11 protein-coding genes and 3 tRNA genes are annotated in these 14,364 nt (G+C 40.6%); all 14 read left to right on the forward strand.

The window, feature by feature from the left end; translation table 11 throughout:
• Window positions 1–300: 300 nt before the first annotated feature.
• Window positions 301–373 (forward strand) — tRNA-Gly (locus J1G40_RS17605).
• Window positions 374–461: 88 nt separating this feature from the next.
• Window positions 462–533, forward strand: a tRNA-Thr gene (locus J1G40_RS17610).
• A gap of 51 nt (window positions 534–584) precedes the next feature.
• A complete protein-coding gene (gene tuf, locus J1G40_RS17615) occupies window positions 585–1,772 on the forward strand; it encodes an elongation factor Tu (RefSeq protein WP_265243980.1) in 1,188 nt (395 codons plus the stop codon).
• A gap of 66 nt (window positions 1,773–1,838) precedes the next feature.
• Window positions 1,839–1,911 (forward strand) — tRNA-Trp (locus tag J1G40_RS17620).
• 58 nt (window positions 1,912–1,969) lie between these two features.
• Entirely contained in the window at window positions 1,970–2,158 is a 189-nt protein-coding gene (gene secE, locus J1G40_RS17625) for a preprotein translocase subunit SecE (RefSeq protein ID WP_265243981.1), read from the forward strand.
• 10 nt (window positions 2,159–2,168) lie between these two features.
• Complete coding sequence (gene nusG / locus J1G40_RS17630; RefSeq protein WP_265243982.1) at window positions 2,169–2,720, forward strand: transcription termination/antitermination protein NusG; 552 nt, start codon at window positions 2,169–2,171, stop codon at window positions 2,718–2,720.
• A gap of 64 nt (window positions 2,721–2,784) precedes the next feature.
• The gene (rplK, locus tag J1G40_RS17635) at window positions 2,785–3,222 is read left to right on the forward strand and encodes a 50S ribosomal protein L11 (protein ID WP_265243983.1); all 438 of its coding nucleotides are present in this window, start codon (window positions 2,785–2,787) and stop codon (window positions 3,220–3,222) included.
• A 21-nt stretch (window positions 3,223–3,243) separates the two neighbouring features.
• Window positions 3,244–3,933, forward strand: a complete 690-nt coding sequence (gene rplA, locus J1G40_RS17640) for a 50S ribosomal protein L1 (protein ID WP_265243984.1) — start codon at window positions 3,244–3,246, stop codon at window positions 3,931–3,933.
• 18 nt (window positions 3,934–3,951) lie between these two features.
• Complete coding sequence (rplJ, locus tag J1G40_RS17645; RefSeq protein ID WP_265243985.1) at window positions 3,952–4,467, forward strand: 50S ribosomal protein L10; 516 nt, start codon at window positions 3,952–3,954, stop codon at window positions 4,465–4,467.
• 50 nt (window positions 4,468–4,517) lie between these two features.
• Window positions 4,518–4,901, forward strand: a complete 384-nt coding sequence (gene rplL, locus J1G40_RS17650; protein ID WP_265243986.1) for a 50S ribosomal protein L7/L12 — start codon at window positions 4,518–4,520, stop codon at window positions 4,899–4,901.
• A gap of 138 nt (window positions 4,902–5,039) precedes the next feature.
• Entirely contained in the window at window positions 5,040–8,849 is a 3,810-nt protein-coding gene (rpoB, locus tag J1G40_RS17655) for a DNA-directed RNA polymerase subunit beta (RefSeq protein WP_265243987.1), read from the forward strand.
• A gap of 51 nt (window positions 8,850–8,900) precedes the next feature.
• The gene (gene rpoC / locus J1G40_RS17660) at window positions 8,901–13,199 is read left to right on the forward strand and encodes a DNA-directed RNA polymerase subunit beta' (protein WP_265243988.1); all 4,299 of its coding nucleotides are present in this window, start codon (window positions 8,901–8,903) and stop codon (window positions 13,197–13,199) included.
• 172 nt (window positions 13,200–13,371) lie between these two features.
• A complete protein-coding gene (locus J1G40_RS17665) occupies window positions 13,372–13,683 on the forward strand; it encodes a DUF3467 domain-containing protein (protein WP_265243989.1) in 312 nt (103 codons plus the stop codon).
• Window positions 13,684–13,927: 244 nt separating this feature from the next.
• Entirely contained in the window at window positions 13,928–14,359 is a 432-nt protein-coding gene (locus J1G40_RS17670) for a hypothetical protein (protein ID WP_265243990.1), read from the forward strand.
• The last annotated feature ends 5 nt before the right edge of the window (window positions 14,360–14,364 follow it).

Below are 14,364 nucleotides of genomic sequence, written 5' to 3' on the forward strand. Positions count from 1 at the left end.
GGTCACCCGAACAGGATGCACGACCGATAGGGAGTGAATCCAAAAGTCGGGGTCACCCGAACAGGATGCACGACCGATAGGGAGTGAATCCAAAAAGTCGGGGTCACCCGAACAGGATGCACGACCGATAGGGAGTGAATCCAAAAAGTCGGGGTCACCCGAACAGGATGCACGACCGGTAGGGAGTGAATCCAAAAAGTCGGGGTCACCCGAACAGGATGCACGATCGATAGGGAGTGAATCCAGACAGATTGAGGGTTGGGAACTCTTGATACTTTGAAATATTGGAATATTAAAATTGCGGGAGTAGCTCAGTTGGTAGAGCGTCAGCCTTCCAAGCTGAATGTCGCCGGTTCGAACCCGGTCTCCCGCTCAAAACCTTGGGTAAGTGTTTGTTGAATAATGTTTAAGGTGTATAGGGTTGTCCTGAAACCTTTAACATTGAAACTGAACCCCAACAAGCCGACGTAGCTCAGGGGTAGAGCGTTTCCTTGGTAAGGAAGAGGTCACGGGTTCAATTCCCGTCGTTGGCTCAACTAAAAAAATTTGTACACTAATATAAACTAAGATTAAAATTAATTAAAATGGCAAAGGAAACTTTTGATCGTTCCAAACCGCACTTAAATATTGGTACTATTGGACACGTTGATCACGGTAAAACTACATTGACAGCTGCTATTACTACGGTATTGGCTAACGCTGGTCTTTCTGAGCAAAGAAGTTTCGATTCTATCGATAATGCTCCTGAAGAAAAAGAAAGAGGTATTACAATTAACACTTCTCACGTGGAATATGCGACGGCTAACCGTCACTATGCGCACGTTGATTGTCCTGGTCACGCGGATTATGTTAAGAACATGGTTACTGGTGCTGCCCAGATGGATGGTGCAATATTGGTTGTTGCAGCAACTGATGGTCCAATGCCGCAAACAAGAGAGCACATCCTTTTAGGACGTCAGGTAGGTATTCCAAGAATTGTTGTATTCATGAACAAAGTGGATATGGTTGATGACGAGGAGCTACTAGAACTTGTTGAAATGGAAATCAGAGAATTGCTTTCTTTCTACGAGTATGATGGTGACAACGGACCAGTAATTGCTGGATCTGCACTTGGAGCATTAAATGGTGAGCAAAAGTGGGTTGATACCGTTATGGAATTGATGGATGCTGTTGATGAGTGGATAGAATTGCCAAAGCGTGATGTTGAGAAAGATTTCTTGATGCCTGTAGAAGATGTATTTACGATCACTGGTCGTGGAACCGTTGCTACCGGACGTATAGAAACCGGAGTTGCTAACACTGGTGACGCTGTTGATATCATCGGGATGGGAGCAGAGAAATTATCTTCTACTGTAACAGGAGTTGAAATGTTCCGTAAAATATTAGACAGAGGTGAAGCCGGGGATAACGTTGGAATCCTATTAAGAGGTATCGAAAAGTCTGATATAAAAAGAGGAATGGTAATCTGTAAGCCAGGTTCTGTAACGCCACATGCTAAATTTGAAGCTGAGGTGTATATCCTTAAAAAAGAAGAAGGAGGGCGTCATACACCTTTCCACAATAACTATCGTCCACAATTCTATGTAAGAACTACAGACGTAACAGGTACTATCAATTTACCTGATGGAGTGGAAATGGTAATGCCTGGAGATAACCTTACAATTACAGTAGATTTGATTCAGCCAATTGCACTAAGTGTTGGACTTCGTTTTGCTATCCGTGAAGGTGGTAGAACTGTTGGAGCCGGTCAGGTTACTAAGATTACAGATTAATCGTATATAAATAATTTGCATTGAAGGTGTCACGCCAAAGGCGTGATACCTTTCGGTGTAAATAATACGGGTGTAGCTCAGTTGGTAGAGCACTGGTCTCCAAAACCAGGTGTCGGGAGTTCGAGTCTCTCCTCCCGTGCTAGATAGAATGGGAAATCAAAGGAAGTTTCCAAGAGAATAATTGAAAAATTGCGTACATGATTACATATATAAAGGAATCCGTAGAAGAATTAAGAAACAATGTTACGTTGCCTTCAAGGGCTGAATCTTCTAACCTTATGGTAATAGTGGCAGTGTTTTCAATAATATTTGCACTGGCAACATGGGGTGTAGATACCATCTTTAGTGAACTAATCACTATCTATTTTAATACATTAATTAATTAAGCCTCGACTTATGTCAGAAGTATTGGAGAAGAATTGGTATGTGGTAAGAGCTGTCAGTGGTCAGGAAAATAAGATCAAGGGCTATATAGAGAGCGAAGTAGAACGACATGGTTTTGCGGATTATCTGGAAGACGTTCTTGTGCCTACAGAAAAAGTTGTGCAAATAAGGAATGGAAAGAAAATCAATAAAGAAAGGGTTTACTTTCCGGGATATATTATGATAAAAGCCAATTTGGGTGGGGAGATGATCCATATCATCAGATCTATCACAAATGTTATAGGCTTCCTAGGAGAAACAAAGGGCGGAGATCCTGTGCCGTTGCGAAAGGCAGAAGTGAACAGAATGTTAGGGAAAGTTGATGAGCTTGCCGTCAATACAGACAATGTCGCCATCCCGTTTGTTTTAGGTGAAACAGTAAAAGTAATTGATGGTCCGTTCAATGGTTTTAACGGTACCGTAGAGAAGATTAATGAAGAAAAGCGAAAGCTGGAGGTTATGGTAAAGATTTTCGGAAGAAAGACGCCATTAGAGCTCAGCTATATGCAAGTAGAGAAAGTATAATTGTTACATATATATAAAGTTGTGTTGCTTCCAATTGACACACTTTTTCATTTAATTTTTAACAATGGCAAAAGAAGTAAGTAAAGTAGTTAAACTACAAGTTAGGGGAGGTGTTGCGAATCCGTCGCCACCGGTTGGACCCGCTTTAGGTGCTGCCGGTGTTAACATCATGGAGTTCTGTAAGCAGTTTAATGCTCGTACACAGGACAAACAAGGCAAAGTATTGCCTGTTGTTATCACGGTTTATAAGGATAAGTCTTTCGACTTCCTGGTAAAGACACCACCAGCGGCAGTGCAACTTTTGGAAGCGGCTAAGATTAAAAAAGGCTCAGGCGAACCTAACAGAGTTAAATCAGGAAATGTGAACTGGGATCAGGTAAGGACTATTGCCGAAGACAAAATGGTAGACTTAAATGCGTTTACTGTGGAGTCTGCAATGAGTATGGTAGCAGGAACCGCCAGATCAATGGGGCTAAAAGTCTCAGGGAAACGTCCTTTTTAAATCTTAAAAAGCAATTTTAGTATGGGAAAATTAACCAGAAAGCAAAAAGAGGCTCAGGCCAAAATAGAGAAAGACAAGCTCTATAGTGTGGATGAAGCTTCTGCTTTGATAAAAGAAATCACCAACGCGAAATTTGACGCCTCTGTAGATTTGGCAATTCGTTTGGGTGTAGATCCAAGAAAAGCCAATCAGATGGTTAGGGGAGTGGTAACATTACCACATGGTACAGGTAAGGATGTAAAAGTTCTTGCACTTGTAACCCCAGATAAAGAGTCGGAAGCAAAAGAAGCGGGAGCAGATTTTGTTGGCTTGGATGAATATTTGGATAAAATAAAAGGCGGATGGACAGATGTTGATGTAATTATCACAATGCCCAGCGTTATGGGTAAACTAGGACCTTTAGGACGAGTTTTAGGGCCAAGAGGACTAATGCCTAATCCAAAAACAGGTACTGTAACCATGGATATTGCCAAGGCAGTATCTGAAGTTAAAGCAGGTAAAATAGATTTTAAAGTTGATAAGGCCGGAATTGTGCATGCCGCAATTGGCAAGGCTTCCTTCTCTGCAGATAAAATTGCGGGTAATGCTAAGGAATTATTAGATACTTTAAATAAACTTAAGCCAGCAGCTTCTAAGGGTGTTTATATGAAAAGCATCTATATGAGCAGTACAATGAGTCCAAGCGTTCAACTAGATCCAAAAGCAGTTTAACTGTAAACCTTTTTTATTATGACAAGAGAAGAAAAAGCGACCGTTATAGAAGATTTGACTGCTAAGTTAGGAGATAACTCTACTATTTACCTGGCAGACATATCCGGTTTGGATGCTGCAACAACTTCAGATTTGAGAAGAGCTTGTTTTAAAGCTAATATCAAGCTGTCTGTTGTAAAGAATACCTTGTTGGCCAAGGCGATGCAGGCTTCAGACAAGGAATTTGGTGAACTGCCTGAGGTATTAAAAGGCAATACGTCTTTAATGTTTTCAGAGGCAGGTAACGCACCCGCAAAATTGATAAAAACCTTCAGGAAAAAGTCGGATAGACCATTACTGAAAGGCGCTTTTATTGAAGAAGCAATTTATGTAGGTGACGATAAACTAGATACTTTGGTTAGTATCAAATCAAGGGAAGAGATGATCGGTGAGATTATCGGACTATTACAGTCTCCTGCTAAAAATGTTATTTCCGGATTGAAATCTGGAGGTGGTAAATTGGCGGGCATCCTAAAAACTTTATCAGAAAAATAAGTACGCACTAAAAACGATTATAATTCAAAATTTTATTAAACGATAGAAAAATGGCAGATTTAAAAGATTTCGCAGAACAATTAGTCAATCTTACTGTAAAAGAGGTAAATGAATTGGCAGATATATTAAAAGAAGAGTATGGCATTGAGCCCGCAGCTGCTGCAGTAGCTGTTGCTGGTGGTGGTGCTGCCGCTGGTGGCGAAGGTGAAGCCGCAGAGGAAAAATCCGAATTCGATGTTATTCTAACCGCAGCAGGTGGCTCTAAGTTAGCCGTTGTTAAGTTGGTTAAAGAATTAACTGGACTTGGTTTAAAAGACGCTAAAGACATCGTTGACAGCGCGCCTAAAGCCGTTAAGGAAGGTGTAGCTAAAGACGAAGCTGAAGGAATCAAAAAATCATTGGAAGAAGCCGGAGCAGAAGTTGAGCTTAAATAATAGCGACAACCATATGGTTTAAGGTTTAGGTCTTTCCATTTCTGCCAAGCGGAAAATGGTCAGACCTAAACCCTTTTATGCATAGTATATTAAGGAATATACCACCCACATTAGTATTCACGTTCAAAAGGCCCATAGATGTTCAAAACACAGACTGAAAGAATAAATTTCGCATCCGCTAAGAACATACCGGATTACCCGGATTTCTTGGATATTCAGATTAAATCGTTTCAGGACTTTTTTCAGCTTGAAACAAAGTCTGACGAAAGGGGTAATGAAGGATTGTACAATACCTTCATGGAAAACTTTCCAATTACAGATACCAGAAACCAGTTTGTGCTGGAATTTCTGGATTACTTTATCGATCCACCTAGATATTCCATTCAGGAATGTATAGAAAGGGGGCTTACATACAGCGTTCCCTTAAAAGCGAGATTAAAACTATTTTGTACGGATCCGGAACACGAGGATTTCGAAACCATAGTCCAGGATGTTTATCTGGGAACTATTCCGTACATGACACCTAGTGGTACCTTCGTGATCAACGGAGCAGAACGCGTGGTGGTATCTCAATTACACCGTTCTCCAGGTGTTTTCTTTGGACAATCTTTTCACGCAAATGGTACCAAGCTATATTCTGCAAGGGTAATTCCTTTTAAAGGATCCTGGATAGAATTTGCCACGGATATCAATAGTGTGATGTACGCATATATTGACAGGAAGAAGAAGTTACCTGTTACCACATTGTTCAGAGCTATTGGTTTTGAAAGGGATAAAGATATATTAGAAATCTTTGATCTCTCTGAAGAAGTAAAAGTATCAAAGACGGGCTTAAAGAAAATTCTTGGACGTAAACTTGCTGCCAGAGTTCTGAATACATGGCACGAAGATTTTGTTGACGAGGATACAGGAGAAGTTGTTTCTATTGAGCGAAACGAGATCGTCCTCGATCGGGATACGGTTTTGGAAAAGGAACATATAGATCAAATTGTGGAGACAGATGTGAAGACCATTTTACTTCACAAAGAAAATAATGCTCAGAGCGATTATGCGATCATTCATAATACCCTTCAGAAAGATCCGACAAACTCTGAAAAAGAAGCAGTAGAACATATTTACCGTCAATTGCGTAATGCTGAACCACCAGATGAAGAGACCGCAAGAGGTATAATAGATAAATTGTTCTTTTCTGATCAACGATATAACCTTGGTGAGGTTGGTCGATACAGAATGAACAAAAAATTAGGATTGGATATCGGAATGGACAAGCAGGTGCTTACCAAAGAAGATATCATTACCATTATAAAGTACTTAATAGAATTGATCAATTCCAAAGCGGAGATCGATGATATTGACCACCTTTCCAACAGACGTGTAAGAACCGTTGGAGAGCAATTATCTTCTCAGTTTGGAGTAGGATTGGCCCGTATGGCCAGAACTATTCGCGAACGTATGAATGTAAGAGATAATGAGGTATTTACTCCTATAGATTTAATTAATGCGAAGACCTTGTCTTCTGTAATTAATTCTTTCTTTGGGACCAACCAGTTGTCTCAGTTCATGGATCAGACCAATCCTTTAGCAGAAATAACTCATAAAAGAAGATTATCTGCATTAGGACCTGGAGGATTATCAAGGGAAAGGGCAGGTTTCGAAGTTCGTGACGTGCACTACACCCACTACGGAAGACTTTGTCCGATTGAAACTCCTGAAGGACCTAATATCGGACTAATTTCATCACTTTCTGTTTTCGCTAAGGTGAATCCTATGGGCTTCTTAGAAACTCCTTACCGAAAAGTAACCAAAGGGAAAGTAGATACTAAGGAGTTTGTTTACCTGAGCGCGGAAGAAGAAGAAGGAATGAAGATTTCTCAGGCAAATATTCCGCTCAAAGATAACGGTACAATAGACCAGGAGAAAGTTATTGCAAGAGAGGAAGGAGATTTTCCTGTTGTAGACCCCTCTGAAGTTAATTATACAGATGTTGCACCAAATCAGATAGCCTCAATTTCGGCTTCGTTAATTCCGTTTCTGGAACACGATGATGCTAACAGGGCTTTGATGGGGTCTAACATGATGCGCCAGGCAGTACCCTTGTTAAAACCACAATCTCCGATTGTTGGTACCGGACTCGAAAGGCAAGTTGCTTCAGATTCCAGGGTACTTATCAACGCTGAAGGTGATGGTGTTATAGAATATGTAGATGCCAAGAAGATTACAATCACTTACAAGCGATCTGAACAAGCCAAATTGGTAAGTTTTGAGGAAGATTCCAAAACCTATGAATTGGTAAAATTCCGCAAGACCAACCAGGGGACAAGTATTAACCTGAAACCTATCGTAAAGAAAGGTGATAAGGTGAAGAAAGGACAGGTGCTATGTGAAGGATACGCCACGGAAAGTGGGGAATTGGCCTTGGGGAGAAACCTGAAGGTGGCCTTTATGCCCTGGAAGGGATATAACTTTGAAGATGCAATTGTAATTTCTGAAAAAGTTGTTCGTGAAGACATCTTTACGTCTATTCACATAGATGAATACGCCCTTGAGGTTAGAGATACCAAGCTGGGTGCGGAAGAACTTACAAATGACATTCCAAACGTTTCTGAAGAAGCCACTAAGGATCTGGATGAACACGGAATGATCAGGATAGGTGCTGAAGTGAAACCTGGTGATATTTTAATTGGTAAGATTACTCCAAAAGGAGAATCCGATCCTACACCGGAAGAAAAATTATTACGTGCCATTTTTGGAGATAAGGCAGGAGATGTTAAGGATGCTTCCTTAAAAGCTTCTCCTTCTTTGCGTGGAGTGGTAATAGACAAGAAATTGTTTTCCAGATCTATAAAAGACAAAAGAAAACGTTCTGAAGATAAGGAGGCAATAAACAATCTGGAGTTGGAATACGAAGTAAAATTCCAGGAACTCAAGGAAGTGCTTGTTGAGAAGCTTTTCAAAATTATCAATGGTAAAACTTCACAGGGAGTACTTAATGACCTTGGAGAAGAAGTACTGCCAAAAGGTAAGAAGTATACCATGAAGATGTTAAATGCCGTAGATGATTTTGCGCATTTGGTAAGTGGTAGCTGGACCACCGATAAAGCCACCAATACCCTGGTAGCAGATTTGCTTCACAACTATAAGATAAAACTTAACGACCTTCAGGGGAACCTGAGAAGAGATAAGTTTACCATCTCAGTTGGTGATGAATTACCTGCAGGGATAATGAAGTTGGCCAAGGTGTATATCGCCAAGAAGCGAAAGCTTAAAGTTGGGGATAAGATGGCAGGGCGTCATGGTAACAAAGGTATTGTTGCCCGTATCGTAAGACAGGAAGATATGCCGTTCCTTGAAGATGGAACTCCAGTGGATATTGTTCTTAATCCTTTAGGAGTACCTTCCAGGATGAACATTGGACAGATCTATGAGACCGTTTTAGGTTGGGCAGGTATGAATACCAACCAGAAATTTGCTACTCCAATTTTTGACGGAGCAACTCTGGATGAGATCAATGCCCTGACAGATGATGCAGGTGTCCCGAGATTTGGACATACGTATTTATACGATGGCGGAACAGGACAGCGTTTTGACCAGGCCGCTACGGTAGGGGTCATCTATATGTTGAAGTTAGGACATATGGTGGACGACAAGATGCATGCACGTTCAATAGGACCATATTCTTTAATTACGCAACAGCCATTAGGTGGTAAAGCACAGTTTGGTGGACAGCGATTTGGAGAAATGGAAGTGTGGGCCTTAGAAGCATATGGTGCTTCGGCTACCCTTAGGGAAATATTGACGGTAAAATCTGATGACGTAATTGGTAGGGCGAAAACCTATGAATCTATCGTTAAAGGAGAGACCATGCCAGAGCCTGGATTACCAGAATCTTTCAACGTATTGATGCATGAACTTAAGGGATTAGGTTTAGACATCAGACTGGAAGAATAATTGCAATATAAGTTCTTGTAACACATATAATTTACTATCAGAATTAGCATTATGGCTAGATTAAAAGATAACAATACGATTAAAAGGTTTGATAAAATTTCTATTGGCTTGGCCTCTCCGGAGTCTATTCTTGCAGAGTCAAGAGGAGAAGTTTTAAAACCTGAAACAATCAATTACAGAACGCATAAACCTGAACGCGATGGTCTTTTCTGCGAACGAATTTTTGGCCCGGTAAAGGATTACGAATGTGCCTGTGGGAAATATAAGAGGATTCGCTACCGCGGAATAGTTTGTGATCGTTGCGGGGTAGAAGTAACTGAAAAGAAAGTGCGTAGAGATAGGGTAGGGCATATCAATCTGGTTGTCCCCGTTGCGCACATATGGTATTTCCGCTCGCTACCTAACAAGATTGGGTATTTATTGGGCTTGCCGTCCAAGAAGTTGGATATGATCATTTATTACGAAAGATATGTGGTCATTCAACCTGGTGTGGCTCAGGGCCCGGAGGGGGAAGAGATTAATAAGATGGATTTCCTTACCGAGGAGGAATACCTCAATATTTTGGAAACTATCCCACCAGAGAATCAATATTTGGAAGATACTGATCCCAACAAATTTATTGCTAAAATGGGAGCAGAATGTCTGATAGATCTTTTATCCAGAATAGATCTTCAACAACTTTCCTATGACCTGAGACACAAGGCCAATATGGAAACTTCCAAACAGCGTAAGACAGAAGCTTTGAAAAGGCTTCAGGTGGTAGAGGCACTTAGAGAGTCTCAGGAAAATCGCGAGAACAACCCGGAATGGATGATCATGAAGGTAGTTCCGGTAATTCCACCAGAACTTCGCCCATTGGTTCCATTGGATGGTGGTCGTTTTGCCACTTCCGATCTCAACGATTTATACAGAAGGGTTATTATAAGAAATAACCGTCTTAAAAGACTAATGGAAATCAAGGCACCTGAGGTGATTCTTAGGAATGAGAAGCGTATGCTACAGGAGGCCGTTGATTCATTATTCGATAACACACGTAAAGCTTCGGCGGTTAAAACAGAATCTAACAGACCTTTAAAATCGCTTTCAGATTCTTTGAAAGGGAAACAAGGAAGATTCCGTCAGAACCTTTTGGGAAAAAGGGTGGATTATTCAGCAAGGTCAGTGATCGTGGTAGGTCCTGAAATGAAGCTATTCGAATGTGGTCTTCCAAAAGATATGGCGGCAGAGCTTTACAAGCCATTTGTCATCCGTAAGTTGATAGAAAGAGGCATTGTCAAAACCGTTAAATCGGCGAAAAAGATCATCGACAAGAAAGAACCTGTAGTTTGGGATATTCTTGAAAATGTACTGAAAGGACATCCTGTTTTACTTAACCGTGCTCCTACATTGCACAGGTTGGGGATACAAGCTTTTCAGCCTAAGTTAATAGAAGGTAAAGCAATTCGTTTGCACCCCTTGGTATGTACTGCATTTAACGCGGATTTTGACGGGGATCAGATGGCGGTACATTTACCATTAGGACCGGAAGCCATTTTGGAATCGCAATTGTTGATGCTTGCATCGCATAACATTCTGAATCCGGCCAACGGATCACCAATTACAGTACCTTCTCAGGATATGGTTCTTGGATTGTACTATATGACGAAAGAACGTAAATCTACAAAAGAACTAACTGTCAAAGGTGAAGGACTAACCTTCTATTCCTATGAAGAGGTGGTCATCGCCTTTAACGAAGGACGTGTAGAATTAAATGCAAGTATTAAAGTACGTGCTAAGGACTTTAATGAAGAAGGTGAGTTGGTTAACCAGATTATTCCAACCACGGTAGGGAGAGTATTGTTTAATATGGTTGTTCCTGAAGAGGCGGGCTATATAAACGATGTCCTGAATAAAAAATCGCTTCGTGATATTATCGGTAAAATTTTAGCGGTAACGGATGTTCCGACTACAGCTGAATTTCTTGATAAGATCAAAACTATGGGATACGATTTTGCCTTTAAAGGCGGATTGTCTTTTAGTTTGGGAGATATTATTATTCCTAAGGAAAAGCACGAGATGATAGCAGATGCCAATGAGCAGGTAGATGGTATTATGATGAACTATAACATGGGTCTTATCACCAATAACGAACGTTATAACCAGGTGATAGACGTATGGACCTCTACCAATGCTATGCTTACCGAATTAGCAATGAAACGAATTCGGGAAGATCAGCAAGGATTTAACTCTGTATATATGATGTTAGATTCTGGTGCAAGGGGATCTAAAGAACAGATTAGACAGTTAACAGGAATGCGTGGATTAATGGCCAAGCCTAAAAAATCTACTGCAGGCGGGGGTGAAATTATTGAAAACCCGATTCTGTCTAACTTTAAAGAAGGTCTGTCTATCCTTGAGTACTTTATCTCTACTCACGGTGCTCGTAAAGGTCTTGCTGATACCGCTTTAAAAACTGCGGATGCAGGGTACCTGACACGTCGTTTGGTAGATGTATCTCAGGATGTGATTGTCAATATTGATGATTGTGGTACACTTAGGGGTATTGAGGTTGAGCCATTGAAGAAGAATGAAGAGATTGTTGAAACCCTGGGTGAAAGGATCCTTGGAAGGGTTTCTCTTCACGATGTATACGATCCACTTACCGAAGAATTACTATTAGAAGCCGGTCAGGGAATCATGGAAGCTGATGTCAAAAAGATTGAGGCTTCGCCTATTGAGAAGATCGAAGTAAGATCTGCCCTTACCTGTGAGGCACAAAAAGGAATCTGTGCCAAGTGTTATGGTAGAAATTTATCGACCAATAAGATGGTACAGCGTGGAGAAGCTGTTGGTGTTGTTGCAGCTCAATCTATTGGAGAACCGGGAACACAGCTTACTTTGCGTACTTTCCATGTTGGGGGTATTGCCGGAAACATTTCTGAAGATAGTAAGTTAGAAGCCAAATTTGACGGGGTAGCAGAGATTGAAGATCTCAGAACTGTAAAAGGGGAAAATAGCGAAGGGAAGAGTGCAGTTATCGTAATTTCAAGAACATCAGAGATAAAAATTGTTGATGCCAAAACCGGAATTACCCTAAGTACCAATAACATACCTTATGGTTCTCAACTATTCATTAAGAATGGTCAGAAGATCAAAAAGGATGATATCGTTTGCTCATGGGATCCGTATAACGGAGTTATTGTTTCTGAATTCCCTGGTAAAATTGCTTATGAGAATATTGAGCAGGGTGTCACCTATCAGGTAGAAATTGATGAGCAAACAGGATTCCAGGAGAAGGTAATTTCCGAATCCAGAAATAAAAAGCTGATCCCAACTCTACTGATCAAGAATACTAAAGATGAAGTGTTGCGTTCGTACAACCTTCCTGTAGGATCTCATATCATGGTAGATGATGGAGACAAAATAAAAGAGGGAAAAATCCTGGTTAAGATTCCGCGTAAATCTGCAAAAGCAGGTGATATTACAGGAGGTCTGCCAAGGGTAACCGAGCTTTTTGAAGCGCGTAACCCTTCTAACCCTGCAGTAGTATCCGAAATTGACGGGGTAGTTTCTTTTGGAAAAATCAAAAGAGGAAACAGGGAGATTATAATCGAATCCAAATTGGGTGAGATTAAGAAGTACCTTGTAAAACTATCCAATCAGATTCTGGTTCAGGAGAACGATTATGTGAGAGCAGGAATGCCATTGTCTGACGGGTCTATCACACCGGAAGATATCCTTGCAATAAAAGGGCCATCTGCGGTGCAGCAATACCTGGTAAATGAAGTACAGGAAGTATATCGTTTACAAGGGGTGAAAATTAACGACAAGCACTTTGAGGTTGTTGTAAGGCAAATGATGCGTAAGGTACGTATTCAGGATTCCGGAGATACCACTTTCCTTGAGAATCAATTGGTTCATAAAGACGATTTCATCAAAGAAAATGATGAGATATTCGGTAAGAAAGTAGTGGAAGATGCGGGAGAATCTGAAAACCTTAAAGCAGGTATGATCATAACTGCAAGAGAACTTAGAGATGAAAATTCTATTCTCAGACGTTCTGATAAAACTGTAGTAACTGCCAGAGATGCTATTGCGGCAACGGCAACACCAATATTACAAGGAATTACCAGGGCTTCACTGCAGACCAAATCCTTTATTTCTGCGGCTTCCTTCCAGGAAACCACAAAAGTATTGAATGAGGCAGCAGTAAGCGGTAAGGTAGATCATCTTGAAGGCTTGAAAGAAAACGTTATTGTAGGACATAAAATACCTGCAGGAACGGGGATGAGAGACTATGAAAATATCATTGTAGGTTCTAAAGAAGAATACGATGAGATCATGGCCAGAAAAGAAGAATTGAAGTTCTAATATTAGGTAAAGGCTGCCTAAAAAAGTGCGTGCCCGTCATTACGAACGAAGTGAAGTAATCTTTTAAATCTCAGCTAAGGATCGCGAGATTGCTTCATCCCGATTATTGGGACTCGCAATGACAACTGTACTTTTTTAGGCGGCTTTTTTCTTAACAATAATTGTGTTGATCATGAGTGAGAAAGAACAAAAACAAAAGCAAATAAATATAGAATTGGACGAAAAGACTGCTGAAGGAATATATTCCAATCTGGCGATCATCAACCATTCTGTATCGGAATTCGTGGTAGACTTTATCAGTATGATGCCCGGCGCTCCTAAAGCGAAAGTGAAGAGTAGAATTGTACTTACACCACAACACGCTAAGAAGTTCTTAAAAGCCCTAAATGATAATGTCAATAGGTTTGAAAAGGCCCATGGCACCATCAAGGATTATGAACAACCGCCTATTCCATTGAATTTTGGCCCCACGGGGGAAGCATAAAAGAAAGCGCCATTTGGGCGCTTTTTTTATGCAGTAAGCAGTAAACACGAGATCTTTTTTGATTATCCTGTGGATGATTGAAAAAGGCTGCGAGAGGATGCGGCTGGATAAAGTAAGCAGTAAACAGTGAACAGTAAACAGTGAACAGTAAACAGTGGGTAGGAATCGGTTGGTAATATTCTGTTTAAGTTGAAATACTTTTTGATAACTTTATGGCAGTTTCATTTTAAATATGTAAGGAATTATGCAAAAGTTACTGTTACTCTTGTTGCTTTCTATAAGTCTAATTAGTTCGGCCCAATCAGAAAAATATGCAGGGAAATACGAATTGGTGTTTAAAGCTTCGAATGCTAATATTAGCTATGATATCCTGTTAAACCCGAACGGCACTTTCTTATTCCACAGATACCGCCATGTATTGGTTGGCAACAATAAGGAGGAGAACAGCTATGGTAAAGGCGTCTGGAAACCTCAGAAAAAAAACCTGATCTACTTCTTTACCAATCACAAAAACGATATAGACGCTACTCATACCTTAAACCTTAACAATACCAAGGCAAGGTTTATCAGCAAATCTCCCCGGGATAAGTCGGACAGAGAAATCAAAACTGCCCTTAAATTTTACGAATCTGAACTTTCTTGGGTGACCGGAAAGGAATTGTTTAAAATAGAATAAATCAG

This window comes from Muriicola sp. Z0-33 (genome assembly GCF_026126425.1).
Taxonomy (GTDB): Bacteria; Bacteroidota; Bacteroidia; order Flavobacteriales; family Flavobacteriaceae; genus JAFMPW01.

Excerpts from the sequence above, each read along its gene's own strand:
- tuf (WP_265243980.1), top strand. The coding sequence starts at position 585 with ATGGCAAAGGAAACTTTTGATCGTTCCAAACCGCACTTAAATATTGGT.
- rpoB (WP_265243987.1), top strand. The coding sequence starts at position 5,040 with ATGTTCAAAACACAGACTGAAAGAATAAATTTCGCATCCGCTAAGAAC.
- J1G40_RS17665 (WP_265243989.1), top strand. The coding sequence starts at position 13,372 with ATGAGTGAGAAAGAACAAAAACAAAAGCAAATAAATATAGAATTGGAC.
- secE (WP_265243981.1), top strand. The coding sequence starts at position 1,970 with ATGATTACATATATAAAGGAATCCGTAGAAGAATTAAGAAACAATGTT.
- J1G40_RS17670 (WP_265243990.1), top strand. The coding sequence starts at position 13,928 with ATGCAAAAGTTACTGTTACTCTTGTTGCTTTCTATAAGTCTAATTAGT.
- rplJ (WP_265243985.1), top strand. The coding sequence starts at position 3,952 with ATGACAAGAGAAGAAAAAGCGACCGTTATAGAAGATTTGACTGCTAAG.
- rpoC (WP_265243988.1), top strand. The coding sequence starts at position 8,901 with ATGGCTAGATTAAAAGATAACAATACGATTAAAAGGTTTGATAAAATT.
- rplA (WP_265243984.1), top strand. The coding sequence starts at position 3,244 with ATGGGAAAATTAACCAGAAAGCAAAAAGAGGCTCAGGCCAAAATAGAG.
- rplL (WP_265243986.1), top strand. The coding sequence starts at position 4,518 with ATGGCAGATTTAAAAGATTTCGCAGAACAATTAGTCAATCTTACTGTA.
- nusG (WP_265243982.1), top strand. The coding sequence starts at position 2,169 with ATGTCAGAAGTATTGGAGAAGAATTGGTATGTGGTAAGAGCTGTCAGT.
- rplK (WP_265243983.1), top strand. The coding sequence starts at position 2,785 with ATGGCAAAAGAAGTAAGTAAAGTAGTTAAACTACAAGTTAGGGGAGGT.